The organism is Pseudomonas sp. GW821-FHT09D08, from assembly GCF_059416305.1.
Window position 1 is genome coordinate 1 of sequence record NZ_JBWKOX010000014.1, and the last position, 24775, is coordinate 24775.

Here is a 24775-nt window from a genome sequence, read left to right on the forward strand (position 1 = left end):
GCAGCCTCATTTGCTGTCAAGTGATTATTTTCAGAAGCTTTCGAAGATTTCTTCAACAACTTCAACCACTTGCGCTTTCGATCTCTCGTCAGCGGGAGGCGAATTCTACAGCGTTACACGCTGCTGTCAACACCTCTTCTTCTCCGCTTTCGACCGAGAAGATCGAATCGTTAATAGCGTCAAACAACACGACCCTACCAACTCCTTCTGGGCTTCGATGAACTGAAGCAATCCGCTGCCTTATTCTGCATAACTCGTTGTTTACCAAGGAGTTTTACGTTTCGACTGCGCCGGAAGTGGGGCGAATTATAGACGTCTACAATCTGCGGTCAAGCGTTAATTACGCTTTTGTTGCAGTGAGTGCTTTTTTAGTAATAAGTCGGGGGATTCGGCGCGCCACTAGCGGTACACGCAGCACCAGAAGCAACGCACCTATAGAAGCATAGATAACCCATTCCTTCAGATCAGCCCGCACGATCCACAGCATGTGCAACAGACCAAGCCCAAGAATCACATACACCAGCCGATGCAGTTTCTTCCAGCGACTACCCAGTCGGCGTTGGCTATAGCGATTAGACGTCACCGCCAACACCAACAAAGACAAGAACCCCAGCGCCCCCACAATAATGTAAGGCCGTTTGCGCAACTCCACACCCAATTGCGACCAATCCAGCCCCAGGACAAACACGCAGTACGCCGCCAAATGCAGCACTACATAAGCAAAGCACCACAATCCAAGCTGCCGGCGCACGGCAATCCACCCCGCCCAACCGCTCAGCTTCTGCAGCGGCGTCATTCCAAGGGTAATCAACAAGAGGATCAAGGTACCCAGGCCAAGCCGATCAACCAGCACCTTGCCCGGATCCGGCCCCAAGGCAAAACTCCATGCCTCATACAGCCATAATAACGGCCACACTGCCGCAGCTATAAAAACGCCAATGCGCCAGATGGGGTAACGCATCAGTAGTTCTTCCGCAGATCGAGGCCTGTATATAAAGAGGCGACCTCATCCGAGTAGCCATTGAACATCTGCGTCTCGCGCACATTGGGACTGAACAGCCCACTTGGCAGACGACGCTCCCGCGCCTGGGTCCAGCGGGGATGATCCACCGTAGGGTTCACATTCGCATAGAAGCCATACTCATCCGCCGCAATACTCTGCCAGGTGGTTTTGGGCTGCTCGCTTACAAGACTGATACGCACAATGGATTTCACGCTCTTGAAACCGTACTTCCAAGGTACGACCAGACGTAACGGTGCACCGTTCTGATTGGGCAACTCGCGCCCATACATGCCAACGGCCAGAATCGCCAAAGGGTTCATCGCTTCATCCAGACGCAGCCCTTCTACATATGGCCAGTCAATCAAGCCAAAACTCGAGCGCTGCCCAGGCATGCTCTTGGCATCCTGGAGGGTTTCAAAGCGGATGTATTTGGCCTTGGAGGTCGGCTCAACCTGCTTGAGTAAGGCAGAGATCGGAAAACCCATCCACGGGATGACCATCGACCACGCCTCGACACAGCGTAAACGGTAGATCCGCTCTTCTAATTGATAGGGCTTCATGAAGTCTTCAAGGGCGTAACGCCCCGGTTTTGCAACCTCGCCATCGATCACCACACTCCAGGGCTCGGTCTTGAGTGAGCCTGCATTTTTCGCAGGATCACCCTTGTCTGTACCGAACTCATAGAAATTGTTGTAGTGGGTTGCGTCCTTGAACGGGGTGATGGACTCATCCTTGACCGTCACTGCCTGCCATTTCGTTGCCGGCAATTTTTCGGCAAACCAATTGGGCGCCTTGCCAGGCTCAACATCGGGATAACGCGCGGCCTCGTCAGCACTGGCCCAACGCGGCAGGCTGCTGGCAGCAATGCCGGCAAGCGCACCGCCGAGCAAGCTACGGCGAGAAAGGTAGAAGGATTCAGGCGTGACATCCGATTCTTGGCAATCGGACGCTTTGGGCAATTTGATTAACATGGCAACTCCGCAGCATTGGAGAACTGATGCACCAATAGACTGCGGAGTATGGGGGAAATTACATTAAGGCAACGTTTTGTCCCGGCGCATATGCAGCAAGTACTGAATCGGCCCCGAAGCGGCGTAGACCAGAAAGGCCAATAGCAGGATCCGAGGAGGATCACTGAAGACCACCGCAAACACCAGTACCACTGCCAGGATCGCCACGAAAGGTACACGCCCCTTGAGGTCAAGCTCCTTGAAGCTGTTGTACTTGATATTACTGACCATCAGCATACCGGCCGCAGCAACCATCAACGCCACCAGGAACGACATTTTCGAACCCTGGATGCCGTAGTCGCTGAACGCCCAGACGATACCCGCCACCACGCCCGCCGCTGCCGGACTGGCCAGACCGATGAAGTAACGCTTGTCAGCAGTACCCACCTGGGTATTGAAGCGAGCCAGACGCAACGCCGCCCCCGCAACATAGATGAAGGCGACCATCCAGCCAACCTTACCCATATCCCCCAGCGCCCAGGCGAAGGCCAGCAGTGCAGGTGCAACACCAAAGGCAACCATGTCCGATAGCGAGTCATACTCGGCTCCGAAGGCGCTTTGGGTATTGGTCATGCGCGCCACACGACCATCAAGGCCATCCAGCACCATGGCCACGAAAATCGCGATGGCAGCAAAGCCGAAATACTTGCTGGCGCTCGCCGCATCACCCGCCGCCAAGGCACTTTGGGCACTCATTGAGTTGATGATGGAATAGAACCCGGCAAACAGGTTTGCCGTAGTGAACAAATTGGGCAGCAAATAGATGCCACGATGCCGGACCTTGCGGCCTTCAGCGTCATGCCCTTCTTCGACATGTTCATCGATCGGCAGCAGGCTTTCGGCGTCAGAAGCCTGGTTTGGCTCTTCGGGACGTTCGCTCATGGACTTTACCTTGCAACGGTGTGAAAAAAATTCGACCAATACTTGCGGCGAGTGTTCGCCCGCAAACGATGCAGCTTTATACCAGAACCCGCCCCTCAAACGAAAAAACGCGGCCTAAGCCGCGTTTTCTGTTGATACGTACGACTTAGTTTTTGGCTTTGTCGACGATCTTGTTGGCACCGATCCACGGCATCATGGAGCGCAGTTGCTCGCCGATGACTTCGATACCGTGAGCAGCGTTGTTACGACGCTTTGCGGTCATCGAAGGGTAGCCGGTAGCACCTTCGCTGATGAACATTTTGGCGTACTCGCCATCCTGAATACGTTTCAGGGCGTTGCGCATAGCCTGGCGGGACTCGGCGTTGATGACTTCCGGGCCAGTCACGTACTCGCCGTATTCGGCGTTGTTGGAGATCGAGTAGTTCATGTTGGCGATACCGCCTTCGTACATGAGGTCAACGATCAGCTTCAGTTCGTGCAGGCATTCGAAGTAGGCCATTTCCGGCGCGTAGCCAGCTTCAACCAGGGTTTCGAAACCGGCTTTAACCAGCTCAACGGTACCGCCGCACAGAACGGCTTGCTCGCCGAACAGGTCGGTTTCGGTCTCGTCCTTGAAGGTGGTTTCGATGATGCCGGTACGACCGCCACCCACGCCAGCAGCGTAAGACAGCGCAACGTTCTTGGCGTTGCCCGAAGCATCCTGGTAGATCGCGATCAGGTCAGGGATACCGCCGCCTTTGACGAACTCGGAACGTACGGTATGGCCCGGTGCTTTCGGCGCGATCATGATCACGTCGAGGTCAGCGCGCGGTACAACCTGGTTGTAGTGGATCGCGAAGCCGTGGGAGAAGGCCAGGGTGGCGCCCTTCTTGATGTTCGGCTCGATCTCGTTCTTGTACAGCGCGGACTGGAACTCGTCCGGGGTCAGGATCATGACCAGGTCGGCGGCAGCAACAGCGGAAGCAACGTCAGTCACTTTCAGGCCGTGGGCTTCAGCTTTGGCAACGGTGGCCGAGCCTTTACGCAAGCCAACAGTCACGTCAACGCCGGAGTCTTTCAGGTTGCAAGCTTGCGCGTGACCCTGGGAGCCGTAGCCGATGATGGCGACTTTCTTGCCCTGGATGATCGACAGGTCACAATCTTTATCGTAATAAACTTTCATGAGGTTCCTCTATATATCCAGGCCGTAAGGCCATTCGCTAATTTGGGTTAGATGCTGAGTACTTTGTCGCCACGGGCAATCCCGGTGACACCACTGCGTACCGTTTCCAGAATCGAGGCCGTCCCGATCGACTGGATGAAGCTGTCCAGCTTGTCGCTCGTACCGGTCAGTTGAACGGTATAAACACTGGCGCTCACATCGACGATCTGCCCGCGATAAATATCGGTAGTGCGCTTGATCTCGGCACGCTGGGCCCCCGTTGCCTTGACCTTGACCAGCATCAGCTCGCGCTCGATGTGGGCACTCTCCGACAGGTCGACCAGCTTGACCACTTCGATCAGCTTGTTGAGGTTCTTGGTGATCTGCTCGATCACCTCATCGTGGCCCACGGTGGTCAACGTCAGGCGCGACAAAGTCGGGTCTTCGGTCGGCGCCACGGTCAGGCTTTCGATGTTGTAGTTGCGTTGCGAAAACAGGCCGACAACACGAGACAGAGCGCCGGGTTCGTTCTCCAGAAGCAGGGAGATAATGTGCCGCATGATTAAGTACGCTCCGTCTTGTTCAGCCACATGTCGCGCATAGAGCCGTCTTTGATCTGCATCGGGTAGACGTGCTCACTGGTATCCACCTGAATATCGATGAACACCAGACGGTCCTTCATGGCGAACGCTTCTTCCATCTTCGGCTTCAGATCTTTCAGATCGGTGATGCGAATGCCAACGTGGCCATAGGCTTCAACCAACTTGATGAAATCCGGCAACGATTCCATGTAGGAATGGGAATGACGGCTACCGTAGCTCATGTCCTGCCATTGACGAACCATACCCAGCACACCGTTGTTCAAGCAGACAATCTTCACAGGAAGACCGTACTGCAGGCATGTCGACAGCTCCTGGATGTTCATCTGAATGCTGCCTTCACCGGTGACGCAGGCAACGTCAGAGTCCGGGAAACTCAGTTTCACGCCCATGGCTGCCGGGAAACCAAAGCCCATCGTGCCCAGGCCACCGGAGTTGATCCAGCGGTTAGGCTTGTCGAACTTGTAGTACTGCGCGGCGAACATCTGGTGCTGGCCCACATCGGAGGTCACAAAGGCATCGCCCTTGGTCACTTCGCAGAGGGTCTCGATCACGGTTTGTGGCTTGATGATGCTGCCGTCGCCCTTGTCGTAAGGGAACAGGCCACGGTCACCACGCCATTCGTCGATCTGCTTCCACCAGCTGGCAACGGATTCCTTGTTCGGCGTTTCGCCGATGTCCTTGAGCGCAGCGACCATTTCGGTCAATACACTTTCTACAGGACCTACGATCGGCACATCGGCCTTGATGGTCTTGGAGATGGACGCCGGGTCGATGTCGATGTGGATGATCTTGGCATTCGGGCAGAACTTGCTCGCGCCGTTGATCACGCGGTCATCAAAACGCGCGCCCACTGCCAGGATCACGTCGGCGTGGTGCATGGTCAGGTTGGCGGTGTAGCTGCCGTGCATGCCCAGCATGCCCACGAACTGACGGTCCGTACCTGGGAATGCGCCGAGGCCCATCAGGGTGTTGGTGACTGGCAGGTTGAGCAGTTTGGCCAACTCGGTCAGCGGTGCAGAACCACCGCCCAGGATCACGCCACCCCCCGAGTACAACACGGGGCGCTTGGCCGCCAGGAGCATTTCTGCCGCCTTGCGGATTTGCCCCGAGTGCCCACGAACGGCCGGGCTGTAGGAACGCAGCTTGGCTTTCTTCGGGAAAACGTATTCGAATTTTTCAGCCGGGTTGGTCATGTCTTTCGGGATATCGACCACGACAGGCCCCGGGCGACCGGACTGTGCGAGGTAGAAGGCCTTTTTCATGACGTCCGGGATTTCCGACGCATGCTTGATCATGAAGCTGTGTTTCACGATCGGCCTGGAGATACCGATCATGTCGGTTTCCTGGAACGCATCGGTCCCCACCATGGTGCTTGGCACCTGGCCGGAAATGATCACCATCGGAATGGAGTCCATATAAGCAGTCGCGATGCCGGTAATGGCATTGGTTGCGCCTGGGCCGGAGGTTACCAGTACCACACCGGCTTTACCGGTGGCACGGGCATAACCGTCAGCCATATGGGTCGCGGCCTGTTCGTGGCGAACCAGGATGTGGGTAACAGCCGGTTCCTTGAACAGTGCGTCGTAAACATGCAGCAGAGCACCACCTGGGTACCCGTAGATATAGTCGACGCCTTCGTCACGCAAAAAGCGGACGAGCATCTCACCGCCAGATAAAAGCTCCACGTTGTTCACCTCTAAAACGCCAGAATACCGTCCGTTGAAAACCGACGGGTCTTAATAGGTTTACTTCTCAACAGAGCATGAGCGACGGTGGTCGCCGACTACGTCAGCACTGACTGAGCAAGTATTGGGATCGTCCCAAGTGTTGCGGGCTTTTCCCACCCAGCGCGAGGTAACGCGTTGCGGGTGTAACAGGTCGGCGCGGATGTGCGCCTCATGATCTGCTGAGCGGGCCTGCTTCTGGCAGTCCCGATACAGCGGACTTTGGATTCTTCTGTTTCAGGCCTCTCAAGTCAAGCAATAATTGCGCTTTTTTCCAACTAAGCGCATGAGAACGTAGAAGAAAGGGCTTTGAGGAGGGATAAAACTCGCCTGAATGTCGTCAAGCGGTAGAAATGTGCGCAAGACTGCCGGAAAAACCGGCAGCCAGGCAATTAACGAGCGTCGACGATCAGTTGGTCGAACTTTTTCAGCGCATTGCGCAAACCAAGGCTCTCGAGCGGCCGGTCGGCATAGACCATCTCGGCCATCTCCATGATCCCGGAAGCATTGGGCAAGGGCAGATCCTGCTCGAGAATCTGCTTCATGCGCACAAGGAAGACCCACTGCAACCACTGGTGGAAGTCCAGAGTATCCACCGAAAAGGGCTCGACACTGCTGAGCGCTTCGGCACTGGGGCGCACCTCATCCCACCAGCCCTGCACGCGCAATTCGCGCTCGATCAGCAATAACTGTTCGGCAATCGCGGGAAACCGTGCATCCATCAGAGGTTGACCTTGGCTTTTTGCCGAGCCTGGGCAGCGCCGGCAGCGTCACCTTGTGCCGCACGCGCATCGCCGATCAACGCCCACAGGCTGGCTTGCAGGTCGGGACGACCGTTGGCCAGCGTGAGACCACGACGAGCGAATTGTTCGGCCTGGGGCGCATCGCCCTGGGCCATGCGTACCTGGGCAAGGCGATACAGCACTTGCGGCTCGCGCGGAGCAACACGTTGCGCACGCTCAAGGCTGGATGACGCACCATTCAAGTCACCACCCGCCTGCTGTTGCTGCGCGGTGGTCAGCAACGCCAGCACCGGACCGTCCAATTGCTCGTCGGCAGACAAGCCGCCTGCACTGGAGGCCGATGGAATGCCGCTCGGCGTCGACGGCATGGTGTAGGTGCCCTGGTTGATCGGCGCGGTCTGCATCGGCGCGGCATCAATCGGCCCAGAGGAGCTTGGCCCAGGCGTCCAAGGCTCGGCACTGATTGGCGCCGAGGTAGCTGCACCGCCGCCCGGCACCATCACGACCACACCCGAATCCTGCGGCACGGCCTGAGGCCTGGCCTGGGCCGGACGGTTGGTCACGGTTTGGCGGAAACCGCCATTGGCCGAGATACGGTCATTATTGGAGACAGCTGTACTCGAATCCACCACAGGAATAGAGCCGCGCTGCACGCTGGAGCAACCGCCGAGCAAAGCCAGAGCTGTAATAGCTGGAATCCACCACTTGTTCACTTGAAACCCTCTTTGCTTAATTCATCCAGCCCTTGACCCAATCCATCACCGATTCCGCATCTGCAGGGGCTCCGCCACCGCACGCAGCACCGGCTGGTGGTTCGCTGCCGCGAATATACGGCATCTGCACCGCGCCCGGACAGTTGGCATCGGAGCCCTGGCCGGTATGCGGATCAATCCAGGCCTGCACGATGTTATCCGGCTGCGGCATGTTCAACGGCAGCGGGTCGGCCTTGCGCATGAAACTGGTCCAGACCTGCAGTGCGCCGGTGGCACCGGTGAACGGCGTCTTGCCATTGTCGTCACGGCCCAGCCACACCACGGCGAGCACATCCTGGCCGAAACCGGCGAACCAGCTGTCACGCGAGTCGTTACTGGTACCGGTCTTGCCCGCCAGTGTCAGGTTGGAAGGCAAGACTTTATAGACCGAGCTGCCGGTACCTTCACGCATCACACGCTGCATGGCGTTCTGGATCAGATAGATGGAGCCCGCGTCAAAGCGTTGCTGAATCTGGAACGGATAGCGCTTGAGCGGCTCACCCTCGGCCGTCAGTACACTGCGGATCCCGCGCATCGGGGTATTGAAGCCACCGTTGGCGAGGGTCTGGTACATGGTCGCCACTTCAATCGGCGTCATGGCGCCGGCGCCCAGCAGAATCGATGGGAAGGCCGGGAATTCGCGGGTGATGCCCAGGCGCGCGAGTGTCTTGAGGACATTCGGCACGCCAACCTCCAAGCCGAGCCGAGACGTGGAAATGTTGTAGGAATGGGCCAAGCCCTGGTACAGGAACACCGTGCCGTGGGAGCGGCGATCAAAGTTCTGCGGCGTCCAGACCTGGCCGTCACCCCCTTTGACCGACAGCGGGTCATCCGACAGCCAACTGGTGAGGGTGTATTTGCTCGGTTTTTCCAGCGCCGTCAGGTAGACCGCCGGCTTGACCAGCGAGCCGATCGGCCGCACGGCATCCAGTGCGCGGTTGAAACCGGCAAAGCTGGCCTGGCGACTGCCGATCATGGCCTGGACTTCACCGGTTTCCGGGTTGGTCACCACCATGGCGGCTTCTACTTCGTCGGCGCCCTTACGGCCCGTCAGGCGCTTGAAGGTGTCGTTGACCGACGCTTCTGCCTTCATCTGCAGGATCGGGTCGAAGCTGGTGAAGATCCGCAGGCCTTCTTCGGTCAAGTCTTCGTCGCGATAGTCTTCACGCAACTGGCGCTTTACCAGATCGATAAAGCCTGGGAATGAACTGTCCGCCAACTTCCCGCGGGTTGTCACACCCAGTGGCATTTTTTTCGCCGCGGCCACTTGTTCCGCCGTGGCAACGCCTTGCTGTTCAAGCACATCGAGCACCAGGTTACGGCGCTCAAGCGCACGCTCCGGATTACGACGCGGGTTGTAGTAGGAAGGCCCCTTGACCATGCCCACCAACAAGGCCACTTGATGCAGCTTCAACTCCGACAGCGGTTGACCGAAGAAGAACTGGCTGGCCAAACCGAAGCCGTGCACCGCGCGCTGACCATCCTGGCCGACGAATACCTCGTTGAGGTACGCCTCAAGGATCTCCTGCTTGCTGTAGTGCAACTCGAGCAGCATCGCCATCATGGCTTCGGTGAGCTTACGGGTCAGGCTGCGCTCGTTGGTCAGGTAGAAGTTCTTCACCAACTGCTGGGTCAGCGTACTGCCGCCCTGGGTCATCCTGCCGCCGGAAGTATTCACCCAGACGGCACGGGCAATCGACTTCGGCGAAACGCCCCAGTGACTATAAAAGTCGCGGTCCTCTACAGCCACCAACGTTTCCAGTAGATACGGCGGCACCTGATCAAGCTTGATCAGGATGCGATCTTCAAGGTTCTTCGGGTAAATCCCGCCGATCATCAGCGGCTCAAGGCGTACCACCGGCAACTTCGAGCCGTTGAGGGACGACAGTTCGGCCACGTAGTCGCCGGAGAAGCGCACGCGCACAGGCTGGGCTTTCTCCAGCCCTTCATAGAACTGAAAACCGCGAGTATTGAGGTCGACGGTGTTGCCGCTGACCGCAGCCGCCCCTGGACCATTGCTCACGGGTTCGCGTCGATAGCCCAGGGCGTCGAGTTCGGTGAGGAAGTCATCCTTGCTCAGCTTCTGGCCGGTAAAGAGTTCCAGCGGGCGTGCATACACCTTGGCCGGGATAGTCCAGCGCTTGCCGGAGAACTTCTCCTGGACCACAGCGTCGAGGTACACCGCAAAGCCAGCGAGCACCACAAGGCCTACCAGGCCGAGCTTGAGCGCCCAGCCAAGCCACGGGCGCAGGCCGCGGGAAGGAGGTTTTTTACGGGAACGGGGAGATCGGGTTCGAGTCATGGCGGCGGATTATACGCACTTTATTGATGATCAACATGAGCCGGACAGCGGTTTGCACGACCGCCCGTAGCAGCCATAATGCGCGCCATGATTTCCCCCCGACTCTGAAGGATCGCCCGTGAGCCAGTCACTGATCGCAGCCCTGCAAAACCCGGCTTTGTACCCTCATCCGGTTGAAGCGTTCCAGGTCATCGAAACGCATATTTCATGGGTCATCTTGACCGGCCCCTACGCTTATAAATTGAAAAAACCGATGAACTTCGGGTTCCTGGACTTCACCGACCTGGAGAAACGCGGGCACTTCTGCAACGAAGAACTGCGCCTCAACCAACGCCTGACCACGGATCTGTATCTGGAAGTGTTGCCGATTACCGGCACAGCCGAAGCCCCGCAATTGGGTGGCGACGGCCCGGTGATCGAATATGCCCTGAAGATGCGTCAGTTCCCGCAAAGCCAACTGCTCAGCACCCTGCAAGCCAATGGCGAATTGACCGCCGCGCATATCGATGAAATGGCCAGGCAGATCGCACGCTTTCACCTCGCCGCACCAAAAGTGCCTCAGGACCACGCGGCCGGCACCCCCGATGAAGTGATGGCACCGGTACGGCAGAACTTCGACCAGATCCGCCCATTCCTCAGCGACAAGGCCGACCTGATTCAACTGGACGCCCTGCAAGCCTGGGCCGAAAGCAGCTTCGAACGCCTGAAACCGCTGCTGGCACAGCGCAAGCTCGACGGTTTCACCCGCGAGTGCCACGGTGACATCCACCTCGGCAACGCCACCTTGATTGACGGCAACGTGGTGATCTTCGACTGCATCGAGTTCAACGAGCCGTTTCGCTTCACCGATGTGTACGCCGACACCGCTTTCCTGGCCATGGACCTGGAAGACCGCGGCCTCAAGTCCCTGGCGCGGCGCTTTATCAGCCAGTACCTGGAACTGACCGGTGACTATCAGGGCCTTGAAGTGCTGAACTTCTACAAAGCCTACCGCGCCCTGGTGCGTGCCAAGGTGTCGCTGTTCAGCATGCCGAGCGAGGCAAGCCCGGTACAGCGCGCCACCACCCTGCGCCAATACCGCAACTACGCCAACCTGGCGGAAAGCTACAGCACCATTCCATCGCGCTTCCTGGCAATTACCCATGGCGTCTCGGCAGTGGGCAAAAGCCACGTGGCCATGCGCCTGGTGGAAGCATTGGGCGCTGTACGCCTGCGCTCGGACGTGGAGCGCAAGCGCATGTTCGGCGAGCAGCAGGTGGAAAACACGCCCCAGGCCGGCATCTATGCGTCCGACGCCAGCGCCAGGACCTACGCTCGCTTGAATGACATCGCGGATACCGTGCTGCGCGCCGGCTTCCCGGTAGTACTGGATGCCACCTTCCTCAAACGCGAACAACGCGACGCCGCAGCCAAAGTGGCCGAAGCCACGGGGGCGCCTTTCCTGATCCTGGACTGCAACGCGCCACAGGCGGTTATCACCAGTTGGTTGGCGCAACGTCAGGCCGACAAAAACGATCCATCCGACGCGACCCTGAGCGTTATCGAAGAACAACAGGCCAACCGTGACCCACTGACCGCTGAAGAACTGTTACTGAGTAAACGCGTCGAGACCAATCAAAGCGGGACCCTCGATGCGTTGGTCGCACAAATTCGCCAGCGCCTGCCAGGTCTGTAAGAAAAATTTCTTGGGCGTGTCGTCTACTTGGACGCACGCCCAAGAAATAGTGGCACTATAATGGCGTCATAATTCCAACAGGAGTCGTTTTCATGAGTCAGCCCAAGCTTCTAGATACACCGCTCTACGCACTCCTGCATAAAGACGATATCCGTGGTTTCAACCAGGAACGCCCTGCAGGCGGCATTATCGACATGCGTGGTGGCGACTTCCGTGGACTGGACCTGCGCGACTTGAATGCCACCGGCGTGGACTTCACCGACGCGTATTTCCGCTCCGCCGACTTGCGCGGCCTGGATTTGCGCGACTGCTCACTGGAAGGCGCCAGCCTGGCCCATGCGCAGATTTCGGGCACCTACTTCCCGCCTGAATTGACTGCCGATGAGATCCTCATGTCGGTCAATTTCGGCACGCGACTGCGCTACCGCACCAAGTAAGATTCGATCCAAGCCCGACTACGCGCAACGCGTAGCGGGTGCTTCACGCCTGCCCCGCGTCAAAATCCCCGCGCCATTCTTATAAGCTTTTTGGCCGTTTCGGACCAAAGAACTACGCTTTTCCTACTGAGCGCTACACTGCTGTTCAGGCCTGCCTGGTCACGATACCCACCGCACCATTCGGCCGTCGCAAGGAGGCTTGATGAACGATGAGCTGCAACACCTGAAAAACCTCGGCAAGACGTCAGCGCAGTGGCTGCATGCGGTGGGCATCCACAGTGCATCCGACTTGCGTCGCCTGGGAGCGGTCGATGCGTATCGAGCCGTCAGGACTCGCGGGTTTCGCGCATCAAAAGTGTTGCTCTATGCGATCGAAGGGGCCCTGATGGACGTGCACTGGAATGACATTCCGGTCGAGCGTAAGGAAGCGTTGAACCGCCAGCTGGATGCCATTTCAGCGCGTCAGAAGAGCTAGATCGTCAGCAAGGCCCAATGTTTATGCGCACTTCGAACGGACGTTTGAGGAAAACCGCAGATCATTCAAAAACAACTGTTGACTCTCAAATGAGAATCGTTATGATTATCACAACTGGTCGCGAGATCAGCCGATAACTGAAAGACCATTGGTTCGGACTCTCAGATTATCTCCTCATCAGGCTAATCACGGTTATTTGACCCGGCTTTTGCCGGGTCTTTTTTTGCCTGTGAAAAAGCACGCCTCAGCGAGCAATGATTAACGGATGCCCACGCTCCGGGTGCGGCTGAACCAATACTTCCAAACCAAACACGGCCTTAAGCGGCTCGGGCTGCAGCACCTGCACCGGTGTATCCAAGGCGTGGGGACGGCCCTGCTCCAGCAGCAAAATGCGATCACAGTAGCGCGCGGCCAGGTTCAGGTCATGGAGGATCACCAGCACCGCCGCACCACGATCGGCAAAGCGGCGAATCGCTTGCAAGGTCGTGTGCTGATGCAGGGGGTCCAACATCGATGTCGGCTCATCCAGCAGCAATGTCTGCCCAGACTCACCTGGCCATAATTGCGCCAACACCCGCGCCAAGTGCACGCGTTGACGCTCGCCACCAGACAGCGCCAAGTAACTGCGACCTTTCAAGTGTGCGACGTCCGCCGCCAGCAAGGCCGCATGGATAATTTCATCATCGCGCACACGCCCCGCCTGGTGGGGCAAACGGCCCATGCCGACCACCTCTTCGACACGGAACGCGAAGTCCAGGGTCGAGGTTTGTGGCAACACCGCCAGCCGCTGCGCGCGCTGCGGTCCGCTCCAGTCTTTCAACGCCTGCTGCCCCAACCACACCTTGCCCTGATCCGGGTGCAACTCACCGCACAACGCCCCTAGCAACGTACTCTTACCCGCGCCATTGGGACCCAGCACTCCGATCACTTCACCCGGCAGCAACTCCAGGGTGACATCCGCCAGCACGATTTTGCGGCCACGCCGGATCTGCAGGTCTTCAACACGCAGCATCAGGCACGTCCCCGCAACAACAGGTAAAGAAAAAACGGCGCGCCAATAAACGCAGTCACGATACCAATCGGCAATTCAGCCGGCGCCAAGGCCAGTCGCGCGACCAGATCGGCAAACAGCAACAAACTCGCGCCCGCCAATATCGACGCCGGCAACAGCACGCGGTGATCAGGCCCGGCCAGCAGCCTGACCAGATGCGGCACCACCAGCCCGACAAAACCAATCATGCCCGCCGCAGCCACCGCAGCACCTACACCTAATGCGGTACAGAACACCAACTCGCGCTTGAGCCCTTCAACGTCAATCCCCAGGTGACTGGCCTCGGATTCGCCGAGCAACAGCGCATTCAACGCCTTGGCCCGGCGCGGCAACCAGAGCGCCACACCGGCACTGACCAGCAATAAGGGCCATAACCGCGAATAGCTCGCGCCGTTGAGGCTGCCAAGGTTCCAGAACGTCAGGGTACGCAGGGTGGCGTCGTCCGCCAGGTAGGTGAACAGGCCCACCGCCGAGCTTGCCAGTGCAGTGAGGGCAATGCCGGCAAGCAGCATTGTCGCCACATTGGTCTGACCGTTACGACGCCCCAGTCGATAAACCAGCGCGGTCACACCCAGCCCACCTAGAAAGGCGCACAGCGACAGCACATAAGGCCCGAATGCCTCCGGTAACCCACCGAAAAACGAACCGCCGACAATGGCGATTGCCGCCCCCAGTGCCGCCCCGCTGGAAACCCCGACCAACCCCGGATCGGCCAGCGGGTTACGAAACAACCCTTGCATGGCCACGCCGGACAATGCCAATACGCCGCCCACCGCCAAACCGAGCAACGTCCGCGGCAAACGAATCTGCCCCAGGATCAACTCAGCCTGCTCCAGGCCTTGCGCCTCTATCGGCACGCCCATCAAGCGCAATGCCGCCTTGAGCGTATCCAGCAACGGCAAGCTTACCGGGCCCAATGCCAACGAGAGCCAGGTCGCCAACAGGCATAACAGTGCCAGGCCGATGAACAGCGCTTTCGGTTTAACCAGAGTGGTCATGGAGCGGGTTTAGCCTGTGACGGGTAAAAGCTGGCCGAGAGTTTCAAAAGACTCTGCGGCAGGCGCGGTCCAAGCCCACCCACCAGCAAGGTCGGGTCCAGCTCGAACACACGCCCACGCTTGGCCGCCGGCGTCGAAGCCAGGATCGGATTCTCCTTGAACAACGCCGCGCGCGCCGCGTCTCCGGTAAGGGCACGATCGGCAAACACCAGCACATCAGGGCTCAGCCCTGCCAACGACTCCACCGAAAACGGCTTGTAACCGCTGTGGGTAGCCAGGTTATGCCCGCCGGCCTGCTGCACCACCCAATCGCCCGCGGTGTCCTTACCGGCAATCAGCGGCTTGCCGCCAGCATGACCGATCAGCAGCAACACGACAGGTGCCTTCTGCACGGCTCGTGCCTTGGCGACCCAGCTTTTCTGCTGATCAAGGGCCTGTTCATATGCGGTAAACAATGCACTGGCCTTAGCCTCATCTCCCAGCAACTTGCCCAGGTGCTGAAGATTACCCTTCAAGGTCGGCAAATCCGGCTGCGCCGAGAACATCTCGACCTGGACACCTGCACTGCGAATCTGCGCCAGCACCGGTGGCGGCCCCATCTCTTCAGTCCCCACCAGCACCTGTGGGCGCAGGCTGAGAATGCCTTCGGCCGACAACTGTCGCTGATAGCCGATACTCGGCAACGCCTTGAGCGATTCAGGATGCTGGCTGGTGGTGTCCACGCCGACCAACTTCGGCTCACCGCCCAACGTCGTGACCCATTCCGACAGCGCCCCACCGGCACTCACCCAGCGTTGTGGCAGTTCAGAGGCTTGCGCCCCATGGTTGACCAGCAGTCCGACAACAAGCGCAATAGCGCTGGCACTCAGGCGCATAACAGGGTTTCCTTCCAAAGGGCAGGGCCTTTCGAGCACTCATCGATGTGACAGATAACCCCTGGCGGACATCGAACTGAGCACCCAGTCAGCTAACGGGCGAAGCCGGCATTTGATAATTGTTTGCATTTGAACGTCAAGGCACTTAAGGATTGAAATGAAGTTTCTCTGCCCCTCGGACACGCTCGCGCCCAACAGTAGCCTCGGTTTTACGATGGATGGCACGCCGCTGCTGGCGGTACGCCGGGACGGCATCGCCTACTTCTATATCAACCGCTGCCCACATCGCGGCATTCCACTGGAGTGGCAACCCGACCGCTTCCTAGACGACAGCGCCAGCCTGATCCAGTGCGCCACCCACGGCGCGCTGTTCCTGATCGAAAGCGGCGAGTGCATTGCCGGCCCATGCGCAGGTAAAAGCCTCAAGGCCCTGCGTGGTCGCGAAGACGCACAGGGCCTGTGGGTGGATCTCTAGTCGAGCAGCACGTCTAAACGACGGTCCACGCAAATCTCCTCGGATGTCACGCGCACCCCATACGCCAACACTTCCACCCCGGCAGCTTTAGCTTCGCGCAAGGCCGCACCGTAGGCGGCATCGATTTCCAGCGCCGGGCGCACCGCATCAATTCCCGAGAGGTTGACGCAATACAACTGCACCGCCCGCACACCTTCACGCGCCAGATGTGCCAGTTCCCGCAGATGCTTGGCGCCACGCTGGGTCACCGCATCGGGGAAAGCCGCAACCCGGGTGCCATCAAATCCCAGCGTGACACTTTTGACTTCCACATACGCCGCGCCGTCGGGATATTCGAGACGAAAGTCGATGCGGCTTTTCTCCTGGCCGTAAGGCACTTCTCGCTTCAACGCGGTGAAACCGTTGAGTTCGGTGATCACGCCAGCACGCAACGCCTCCTCGACCAACGGATTGGCGCGTGCCGTGTTAACGCACGCCAAGCGGCCCTGGGGCGTTTCGGCAATTTCCCAGGTGCCGGGCAACTTGCGCTTGGGGTCATTGGAGCGACTGAACCAGACCTGCCCGCCTTCCACCATGCAGTTGAGCATCGAACCGGTATTTGGGCAGTGAATAGTCAACAACTCGCCGGTAACGGTTTCGATATCGGTGAGAAAGCGCTTATAGCGGCGAATCAGCCGACCTTCTTCGAGGGGAGGATGAAATCGCATCAGCCTTGCCAGCTCCGCAGGCCGCGCTGGATTCGTTCCACCGCCTCCTGTAGCCGATCAAGGTTTTGCGTGTAGGCAAAACGCACATGATGGCCCGCTTGATAGCGACCAAAATCCAGACCGGGGGTAAAGGCGACATGCTCGGTTTCAAGGAAATGACGACAAAACGCGAAGGCATCTGCGCCGAACGCACTGATATCGGCATACAAATAGAACGCACCTTCCGGCTCTACCGCAATCCCGAAGCCCAACTCGCGCAAGGCGGGCAGCAGGAAATCGCGACGCCGGCCAAATTCGGCACGGCGCTCCTCCAGAATGCTCAGGGTCTGCGGGGTAAAGCAGGCGAGCGCGGCATGTTGGGCCATGCTGGGCGCGCTGATATACAGATTTTGCGCCAGTTTTTCCAGGTCGCCGACCGCAGCCGGCGGCGCCACCAGCCAGCCCAGGCGCCAGCCGGTCATGCCGAAATACTTCGAAAAACTATTCAGGACGAAGGCCTCATCGTCGACCTCCAGCACGCTGGCGGCGTCAGTGCCGTAGGTCAGGCCGTGATAGATCTCATCCACCACCAAATGGCCGTTACGCGCCTTGATTGCGTCGGAAAGCCCGGCTAATTCATCGCGCGTGAGGATCGTGCCGGTGGGATTCGCCGGGGAGGCAACCAACGCGCCCACGCTGTCCTGATCCCAGTGTCTGGCCACCAGGTCAGCGGTCAGTTGATAACGCACTTCAGGACCTACCGGCACCAGTTGCGCGGCACCTTCCACCAGGCGCAGGAAGTGCCGGTTACACGGGTAACCCGGGTCTGCCAGCAGCCAATGCTTGCCGGGGTCCACCAACAGGCTGCTGGCCAACAACAGTGCGCCGGAGCCCCCGGGAGTGATCAGGATACGCTCGGGATCGACGTTCAATCCGTAGCGCTGCTGGTAGAAACCGCTGATGGCTTCACGCAATTCCGGCAGGCCACGGGCCGCGGTATAGCGGGTCTTACCATTGGCCAGCGCCGCCTGGCCCGCCTGGATGATCGGCTCGGCCGTGGTGAAATCCGGCTCGCCGATCTCCAGGTGGATCACATCATGGCCGGCCGCTTGCAGCTCATTGGCTCGCGCCAGTAACGCCATGACATGAAAAGGTTCGATGGCGCGACTGCGCGCACTGTAGGGCTGAGCCATTAGCCTTCCTTAACGGTGAGGACAAAATCAGGATTCTACCGAACCCTCGCGGTAAAACATGCTCTATTGCCTGCCTGGCCGTCCAAGATGAACCCGGCAAGCGCTTGCAAAACGACTAAAATCAACATTCGAGACGATGCATACCCAGCAACAGCGGGCTGCTGCAGTTGGCAACCCCTGCGTGACGGACGTCGACAACCGGGAGTGGCGCACCCTGAATCTATCTGGTAAGTTCGCCCGCTTGCAGCCGCAGGGCCGGCAGGTGTCGGTGACGTTGCAATCCTGCGCAATGGATTAGAAGAGTGAGAGGCGGTCTATTCATGTCCACCCAAGCAAAGCAACAGAGCATCAGCGGCTTCCAACCCTACGTTGAATCGAAGGGTGAGGAATACATGGGCAAGCCCATGCGCGAGCACTTCTCCAAAATCCTGAAGCAGTGGAAGCAGGACTTGATGCAGGAAGTCGACCGCACGGTTGACCATATGAAGGATGAAGCGGCCAACTTCCCGGACCCGGCAGACCGTGCCAGCCAGGAAGAAGAGTTCGCCCTCGAATTGCGCGCCCGCGATCGCGAGCGCAAGCTGATCAAGAAAATCGACAAGACGTTGCAACTGATCGAAGACGAAGAATACGGCTGGTGCGAATCCTGCGGTGTCGAGATCGGTATCCGTCGCCTGGAAGCCCGCCCTACTGCGGACCTCTGCGTAGACTGCAAGACCTTGGCTGAAATCAAGGAAAAACAGGTCGGCAAGTGATCCAGCCGAGCTGAATAAATGGGGCGTGCAAACGCCCCATTTTTGTTTCTGGGATTTACCGATTTTCCAGTAGTATCCGGCCCATGACTGCCTCTACCTATATCGGGCGTTTCGCCCCCACGCCCAGCGGCCATTTGCACTTCGGCTCCCTGGTCGCCGCCCTCGCCTCCTACCTCGACGCCCGCGCCAATCACGGCCGCTGGCTGATGCGCATGGAAGACCTCGACCCGCCCCGCGAAGAGCCCGGCGCCCAGGCGGCAATCCTGCATGCCCTGGAAAGCTACGGCTTTGAGTGGGATGGCGAACTGGTCCGACAAAGCGAGCGGCATGACGCCTACGCCAAGGTACTGAACGATATGTTCAACCACGGCCTGGCCTACGCCTGTACCTGTTCACGCAAACAACTGGAGCCCTACGACGGGATTTACCCAGGCCTGTGCCGAAATGCCGGTCACGACCAGCAGGACGCCGCCATCCGCCTGCGTGTTCCGGAGCTGGAGTACCACTTTACTGACCGCGTACAAGGAGAATTCCGACAACACCTGGGCCGTAATGTCGGCGACTTCGTCATCCGTCGCCGCGATGGCCTCTACGCCTACCAACTGGCCGTGGTGCTCGACGATGCCTGGCAAGGGATTACCGATATCGTGCGCGGCGCCGACCTGCTCGACTCCACGCCACGCCAGCTGTACCTGCAGGAGTTGCTGGGCCTGCGCCAGCCGCGCTATCTGCACGTACCGTTGATCGTCCAGCCGGACGGTAACAAGTTGGGCAAGTCCTATCGTTCCCCGCCACTGCATCCCGACCAGGCCACGCCGCTGCTATTAAGAGCCCTGCGCGCCCTTGGCCAGCAGCCTGGCAACGAACTGCTTCATGCCAGCCCACGGGAGTTGCTGGATTGGGGCATTGTGCACTGGGATGCCAGCAGGATCCCGCGCACACTGACCCTGGCCGAAGCGCAATTACGCTGAAGGCGCTTGCAGCCTGCCAGCCATCCGTTACCATCGCGTAGGAGCGAGCTTGCTCGCGAAAAACTCCCAGGCAACACGTTTATCCAGGATGTACGCGTTTAGATTAGCGCCCTTCGCGAGCAAGCTCGCTCCTACAGAAAACCGTTGCATTACCGCACTCTCAATCAAAGGCCAACATGTACATCTATCGATTGGTCCTGCTGCTGGTCGTCGGGATCTACTTGTTTTCCCCCGCCATCATGGATTGGTGGATCGACGCCACGGGCGCCTGGTATCGCCCCTATCTGCTGTGGCTGATCCTGATCGTCGTGACCTTCATCCTGCAGAGCCAAAAAGATGCCGATGAGCTTTAGCCTCACTCAGATGCTGCTGATCAGCGCCGCTTACCTGGCGGCACTGTTCGGCGTCGCCTGGATCAGTGAGCGCGGAATGATTCCGCGGGCGATCATTCGCCATCCGTTGACCTACACCTTGTCCCTCGGCGTGTACGCCAGCGCCTGGGCGTTCTATGGCACCGTCGGCCTGGCCTATCAATACGGCTACGGCTTTCTCTCCAGCTACCTGGGTGTGTCCGGCGCGTTCCTGCTGGCACCGGTGCTGCTGTACCCGATCCTGAAAATTACTCGCACCTATCAGTTGTCGTCCCTGGCCGACCTGTTCGCCTTCCGCTTCCGCAGCACGTGGGCCGGGGCATTGACCACGGTGTTCATGCTGATCGGCGTGCTGCCCCTGCTGGCCCTGCAGATCCAGGCGGTGGCCGACTCCATCAGCATCCTGACCCGCGAGCCGGTGCAACACCGGGTCGCCCTGGCGTTCTGTGCGCTGATCAGCCTGTTCACGATTTTCTTCGGCTCACGTCACATCGCCACCCGCGAGAAGCATGAAGGGCTGGTATTTGCGATTGCGTTCGAATCGGTGATCAAGCTGATCGCCATCGGCGGCGTCGGCCTCTACGCGCTCTATGGCGTGTTCGACGGCCCGCAACAGCTGGAGCTGTGGCTGTTGCAAAACCAGACCGCTCTCGCCGCCCTGCACACGCCGTTGCAGGAAGGCCCATGGCGCACGCTGTTGCTGGTGTTCTTCGCCTCGGCGATCGTAATGCCCCACATGTACCACATGACCTTCACCGAGAACCTCAACCCGCGCTCGCTGGTCAGCGCCAGCTGGGGCTTGCCGCTGTTCCTGCTGTTGATGAGCCTTGCGGTGCCGCTGATCCTCTGGGCCGGCCTGAAGCTGGGGGCCACCACCAACCCCGAGTATTTCACCCTGGGTATCGGTATCGCCGCCAATAGCCCGGCGTTGGCGCTGCTGGCGTACGTCGGCGGCTTGTCTGCTGCCAGCGGGCTGATTATCGTCACGACGCTGGCCCTTTCGGGCATGGCCCTCAATCACCTGGTGCTGCCGCTGTACCAGCCGCCCGCCGAAGGCAATATCTACCGCTGGCTGAAATGGACGCGCCGCGCGCTGATCGTCGCGATCATCATGGCCGGCTACGGGTTCTACCTGTTGCTCGGCGCCGGGCAAGACCTGGCCAACCTGGGCATTGTCGCGTTTGTCGCCACCTTGCAGTTCCTGCCGGGGGTGCTATCGGTGCTGTACTGGCCGACCGCCAATCGCCGTGGGTTTATCGCCGGGCTGCTGGCCGGGATCCTGGTATGGATCGTCACCATGCTGCTGCCGTTGGTCGGCAACCTGCAGGGTTTCTACATTCCGCTGCTGAACATGATCTACGTGCTGGACGACACCAGCTGGCACATGGCGGCGATTGCCTCGCTGGCCGCCAACGTACTGATGTTCACCCTGATCTCACTGTTCACCAATGCCAGCCCGGAAGAGACCAGCGCCGCCGAGGCGTGCGCGGTGGATAATGTGCGTCGCCCGCAGCGCCGCGAACTGCACGCGGCCTCGCCCCAGGAATTCGCCACGCAACTGGCCAAGCCCCTCGGCGCCAAGGCGGCTCAGAAGGAAGTCGAGCAGGCGCTGCGCGATCTGTACCTGCCCTTTGACGAGCGCCGGCCGTATGCGCTGCGTCGCCTGCGCGACCGCATCGAAGCCAACCTCTCCGGCCTGATGGGCCCCAGCGTGTCCCAGGACATGGTGGAAACCTTCCTGCCCTACAAGGCCGGCGGCGAAAACTACGTCACCGAGGACATCCATTTCATCGAAAGCCGGCTGGAGGATTACCACTCACGCCTCACCGGCCTGGCGGCCGAACTCGATGCCCTGCGCCGCTACCACCGCCAGACCCTGCAGGAACTGCCGATGGGCGTGTGTTCCCTGGCCAAGGATCAGGAGATCCTGATGTGGAACAAGGCCATGGAAGAACTCACCGGCATCGCCGCGCAACGGGTGGTGGGCTCGCGCCTGAATACCCTGGGCGATCCGTGGAAAGAACTGCTCCAGGGCTTTATCAACCTGCCCGACGAGCATTTGCACAAACAGCACCTGGCCCTCGACGGCCAGACCCGCTGGCTCAACCTGCACAAAGCCGCGATCGATGAACCGTTGGCCCCGGGTAACAGCGGCTTGGTGCTGCTGGTCGAAGACCTGACTGAAACCCAGATGCTCGAAGACAAGCTGGTGCACTCCGAGCGCCTGGCCAGTATTGGTCGCCTGGCAGCGGGCGTAGCCCACGAAATCGGCAACCCGATCACCGGTATCGCCTGCCTCGCGCAAAACCTGCGGGAAGAACGTGAAGAAGACGGCGAAATCATCGAAATCAGCGGGCAAATCCTCGAACAGACCAAGCGCGTCTCGCGCATCGTGCAGTCGCTGATGAGCTTTGCCCATGCCGGAGGCCATCAGAATCTGGATGAGGCCGTGTGCCTGGCCGAAGTGGCCCAGGATGCCATTGGGCTGCTCGCCTTGAACCGGCGCAATTTCGAAGTACAGTTCTTCAACTTGTGCGACCCCGACCATTGGGTTGACGGCGACTCACAACGCCTGGCCCAAGTGCTGATCAACCTGCTGTCCAACGCCCGTGACGCAACCCCGGCCGGTGGTGCGGTACGCGTCAAGACCGAGGCTTTCGAACATACCGTCGATCTGATCGTCGAAGATGAAGGCAGCGGTATTCCACAGAACATCATGGACCGATTGTTCGAACCCTTCTTCACCACCAAGGACCCGGGTGAAGGTACCGGTCTGGGCCTTGCACTGGTCTATTCCATCGTTGAAGAGCATTATGGACAAATCACCATCGACAGCCCGGCTGACACCGAAAGCCAACGCGGCACCCGTATTCGGGTGACCTTGCCGCGTCATGTCGAAGCGACGTCCGCTGTGAACTGAGACCGTCGAGAGAATTGAATCAATGCCGCACATTTTGATCGTCGAAGACGAAACCATTATCCGCTCTGCCTTGCGTCGCCTGCTTGAACGTAATCAGTACCAGGTCAGCGAAGCCGGCTCGGTGCAGGAAGCACAAGAGCGTTTCAGCATCCCCACGTTCGACCTGATTGTCAGCGACCTGCGTCTGCCCGGAGCGCCGGGCACCGAGCTGATCAAGCTTGGCCAGGGCACTCCGGTGCTGATCATGACCAGCTACGCCAGCCTGCGCTCGGCGGTTGATTCCATGAAGATGGGTGCGGTGGACTACATCGCCAAGCCGTTTGACCACGATGAAATGCTCCAGGCCGTGGCCCGCATCCTGCGTGACCGCCAGTCAGCCAGCAGCGCGCCTGCCGAACAGCGCCCCGCCGGCAAGGCGACCAACGGCGCCGACAAGCCGGGGGTCGACAACAGTAACGGCGAGATCGGCATCATTGGCTCCTGCCCGCCGATGCAGGACCTGTACAGCAAGATCCGTAAGGTCGCGCCCACCGACTCCAATGTATTGATCCAGGGCGAGTCGGGCACCGGTAAGGAACTGGTGGCCCGCGCCCTGCACAACCTGTCCAAGCGCGCCAAGGCACCGATGATTTCAGTGAACTGTGCGGCGATCCCCGAATCCCTGATCGAGTCCGAACTGTTCGGCCACGAGAAAGGCGCGTTTACCGGCGCCAGCGCTGGGCGTGCGGGCCTGGTGGAAGCGGCGGACGGCGGGACGTTGTTCCTTGATGAAATCGGTGAGTTGCCGCTGGAGGCCCAGGCGCGACTGCTGCGTGTGTTGCAGGAAGGTGAGATTCGCCGTGTAGGCTCGGTGCAATCGCAGAAGGTTGACGTACGCCTGATCGCGGCCACCCACCGCGACCTGAAGAGCCTGGCCAAGATCGGTCAGTTCCGTGAAGACTTGTATTACCGCCTGCACGTGATCGCGCTCAAATTGCCGGCCCTGCGTGAGCGCGGCGCCGACGTGAATGAGATCGCCAACGCATTTCTGCTGCGCCAGAGTGCGCGCATCAACCGCACCGACCTGAAGTTCGCGCCCGACGCCGAGCAAGCCATTCGGCATTACTCATGGCCGGGTAACGTGCGGGAGCTGGAGAATGCGGTCGAGCGTGCGGTAATCCTGTCGGAAAGCCCGGAAATTTCCGCCGAGCTGCTGGGTATCGATATTGAACTCAGTGACTTGGAGGATGACGATTTCATCGGCCTGGTCCCGACACAGGGCGGCGGTAGCAACACCAGCCATGAGCCGACGGAAGATTTGTCACTGGAAGACTATTTCCAGCATTTCGTCCTGGAGCACCAGGACCACATGACCGAGACCGAGTTGGCCCGCAAGCTGGGCGTGAGCCGTAAGTGCCTGTGGGAACGTCGCCAGCGCCTGGGTATTCCGCGGCGCAAGACCGGGGTGGCCAGCGAAAGCTGAGGGTGCGCCCCCTCAGGTAACACCTACTGATGTGAAAAAACTGTTACCGCTGACTTTTCACGTAACAAAAGCCGGGGCTTACGGTAACGAAGCCCCGGCTTTTTTTCGCCCGCCAAAAACCCGAAACCACCTCAACCCCCCGGTTTTGCTGGCCGGTGCAAAAGTTGGCACGCACCCTGCTATATGCTTAGTACAAAAACAATAACAAGCTTTGTACAAGACAATAAAAATAAGACGAATCGACTCACGCACAATAAAAACAACACGGCGGA

23 protein-coding genes and 1 pseudogene are annotated in these 24775 nt (G+C 59.3%); 10 read left to right on the top strand and 14 right to left on the bottom strand.

What is annotated here, in order from left to right:
- Positions 1–226 (top strand): annotated as a pseudogene (locus tag AC07OP_RS21260) (hypothetical protein); the annotation flags it as partial.
- A gap of 114 nt (positions 227–340) precedes the next feature.
- Here the strand turns inward: AC07OP_RS21260 and msrQ are convergent.
- From msrQ to mrcB, 9 genes are all read right to left on the bottom strand, one after another.
- Positions 341–961 (bottom strand): protein-methionine-sulfoxide reductase heme-binding subunit MsrQ, encoded by a 621-nt coding sequence (gene msrQ, locus AC07OP_RS21265; RefSeq protein ID WP_108574817.1) that lies wholly within the window; start codon positions 959–961, stop codon positions 341–343.
- Entirely contained in the window at positions 961–1974 is a 1014-nt protein-coding gene (msrP, locus tag AC07OP_RS21270) for a protein-methionine-sulfoxide reductase catalytic subunit MsrP (protein ID WP_141156013.1), read from the bottom strand. The genes msrQ and msrP overlap by 1 nt, the downstream gene beginning before the upstream one ends.
- A gap of 63 nt (positions 1975–2037) precedes the next feature.
- Positions 2038–2895, bottom strand: a complete 858-nt coding sequence (gene pssA / locus AC07OP_RS21275; RefSeq protein WP_053137711.1) for a CDP-diacylglycerol--serine O-phosphatidyltransferase — start codon at positions 2893–2895, stop codon at positions 2038–2040.
- A 145-nt stretch (positions 2896–3040) separates the two neighbouring features.
- Entirely contained in the window at positions 3041–4057 is a 1017-nt protein-coding gene (gene ilvC, locus AC07OP_RS21280) for a ketol-acid reductoisomerase (protein WP_003176099.1), read from the bottom strand.
- A gap of 47 nt (positions 4058–4104) precedes the next feature.
- The gene (gene ilvN / locus AC07OP_RS21285) at positions 4105–4596 is read right to left on the bottom strand and encodes an acetolactate synthase small subunit (protein ID WP_003176102.1); all 492 of its coding nucleotides are present in this window, start codon (positions 4594–4596) and stop codon (positions 4105–4107) included.
- Positions 4597–4598: 2 nt separating this feature from the next.
- On the bottom strand, positions 4599–6323 hold the full coding sequence (locus AC07OP_RS21290) for an acetolactate synthase 3 large subunit (protein ID WP_027605397.1): 1725 nt from the start codon (positions 6321–6323) through the stop codon (positions 4599–4601).
- A 431-nt stretch (positions 6324–6754) separates the two neighbouring features.
- On the bottom strand, positions 6755–7084 hold the full coding sequence (locus AC07OP_RS21295; RefSeq protein ID WP_065938260.1) for a YqcC family protein: 330 nt from the start codon (positions 7082–7084) through the stop codon (positions 6755–6757).
- Entirely contained in the window at positions 7084–7818 is a 735-nt protein-coding gene (locus AC07OP_RS21300) for a tetratricopeptide repeat protein (RefSeq protein WP_495102466.1), read from the bottom strand. The genes AC07OP_RS21295 and AC07OP_RS21300 overlap by 1 nt, the downstream gene beginning before the upstream one ends.
- Before the next feature lie 16 nt (positions 7819–7834).
- Complete coding sequence (mrcB, locus tag AC07OP_RS21305) at positions 7835–10159, bottom strand: penicillin-binding protein 1B (RefSeq protein WP_065938262.1); 2325 nt, start codon at positions 10157–10159, stop codon at positions 7835–7837.
- Positions 10160–10277: 118 nt separating this feature from the next.
- On the opposite strand from mrcB, the gene AC07OP_RS21310 reads away from it, so the two are divergent.
- The 3 genes from AC07OP_RS21310 (at position 10278) to AC07OP_RS21320 (ending at position 12746) form a co-directional block, all read left to right on the top strand.
- Complete coding sequence (locus tag AC07OP_RS21310; RefSeq protein ID WP_495102465.1) at positions 10278–11834, top strand: bifunctional aminoglycoside phosphotransferase/ATP-binding protein; 1557 nt, start codon at positions 10278–10280, stop codon at positions 11832–11834.
- Positions 11835–11926: 92 nt separating this feature from the next.
- Complete coding sequence (locus AC07OP_RS21315) at positions 11927–12271, top strand: pentapeptide repeat-containing protein (protein WP_027605392.1); 345 nt, start codon at positions 11927–11929, stop codon at positions 12269–12271.
- A gap of 202 nt (positions 12272–12473) precedes the next feature.
- Positions 12474–12746 (top strand): TfoX/Sxy family protein, encoded by a 273-nt coding sequence (locus tag AC07OP_RS21320; protein WP_027605391.1) that lies wholly within the window; start codon positions 12474–12476, stop codon positions 12744–12746.
- A gap of 244 nt (positions 12747–12990) precedes the next feature.
- On the opposite strand, the gene AC07OP_RS21325 is transcribed toward AC07OP_RS21320, so the two are convergent.
- The 3 genes from AC07OP_RS21325 to AC07OP_RS21335 are packed head-to-tail and all read right to left on the bottom strand — an operon-like array spanning position 12991 to position 15670.
- Positions 12991–13758, bottom strand: a complete 768-nt coding sequence (locus AC07OP_RS21325; RefSeq protein WP_495102464.1) for a heme ABC transporter ATP-binding protein — start codon at positions 13756–13758, stop codon at positions 12991–12993.
- On the bottom strand, positions 13758–14741 hold the full coding sequence (locus tag AC07OP_RS21330; RefSeq protein WP_495102468.1) for a FecCD family ABC transporter permease: 984 nt from the start codon (positions 14739–14741) through the stop codon (positions 13758–13760). The genes AC07OP_RS21325 and AC07OP_RS21330 overlap by 1 nt, the downstream gene beginning before the upstream one ends.
- 50 nt (positions 14742–14791) lie before the next feature.
- A complete protein-coding gene (locus AC07OP_RS21335) occupies positions 14792–15670 on the bottom strand; it encodes a heme/hemin ABC transporter substrate-binding protein (protein WP_495102463.1) in 879 nt (292 codons plus the stop codon).
- 157 nt (positions 15671–15827) lie between these two features.
- Here AC07OP_RS21335 and AC07OP_RS21340 point away from each other — a divergent pair, with 157 nt between their 5' ends.
- Complete coding sequence (locus AC07OP_RS21340; RefSeq protein WP_027605387.1) at positions 15828–16145, top strand: Rieske (2Fe-2S) protein; 318 nt, start codon at positions 15828–15830, stop codon at positions 16143–16145.
- Here the strand turns inward: AC07OP_RS21340 and sfsA are convergent.
- Complete coding sequence (gene sfsA, locus AC07OP_RS21345) at positions 16142–16852, bottom strand: DNA/RNA nuclease SfsA (protein ID WP_495102462.1); 711 nt, start codon at positions 16850–16852, stop codon at positions 16142–16144. The two genes, AC07OP_RS21340 and sfsA, sit on opposite strands and share 4 nt — an antisense overlap.
- Positions 16852–18024: a pyridoxal phosphate-dependent aminotransferase gene (locus AC07OP_RS21350; protein WP_495102461.1), complete on the bottom strand. Its 1173-nt coding sequence runs from the start codon at positions 18022–18024 to the stop codon at positions 16852–16854. Before AC07OP_RS21350 ends, sfsA begins: the two co-directional genes overlap by 1 nt.
- Before the next feature lie 320 nt (positions 18025–18344).
- Between AC07OP_RS21350 and dksA the strand changes: the two genes are divergently transcribed.
- The 5 genes from dksA to AC07OP_RS21375 all read left to right on the top strand — a co-directional run bounded on the left by dksA (position 18345) and on the right by AC07OP_RS21375 (position 24503).
- Positions 18345–18779, top strand: a complete 435-nt coding sequence (gene dksA / locus AC07OP_RS21355) for an RNA polymerase-binding protein DksA (RefSeq protein ID WP_005791430.1) — start codon at positions 18345–18347, stop codon at positions 18777–18779.
- Between the two features lie 83 nt (positions 18780–18862).
- Positions 18863–19750 (top strand): tRNA glutamyl-Q(34) synthetase GluQRS, encoded by an 888-nt coding sequence (gene gluQRS, locus AC07OP_RS21360; protein WP_115487586.1) that lies wholly within the window; start codon positions 18863–18865, stop codon positions 19748–19750.
- A 176-nt stretch (positions 19751–19926) separates the two neighbouring features.
- A complete protein-coding gene (locus AC07OP_RS21365) occupies positions 19927–20103 on the top strand; it encodes a hypothetical protein (RefSeq protein WP_003176118.1) in 177 nt (58 codons plus the stop codon).
- Entirely contained in the window at positions 20087–23041 is a 2955-nt protein-coding gene (locus tag AC07OP_RS21370; protein WP_027605383.1) for a sensor histidine kinase, read from the top strand. The genes AC07OP_RS21365 and AC07OP_RS21370 overlap by 17 nt, the downstream gene beginning before the upstream one ends.
- A 22-nt stretch (positions 23042–23063) precedes the next feature.
- A complete protein-coding gene (locus AC07OP_RS21375) occupies positions 23064–24503 on the top strand; it encodes a sigma-54-dependent transcriptional regulator (protein ID WP_495102460.1) in 1440 nt (479 codons plus the stop codon).
- Positions 24504–24775 lie beyond the last annotated feature (272 nt).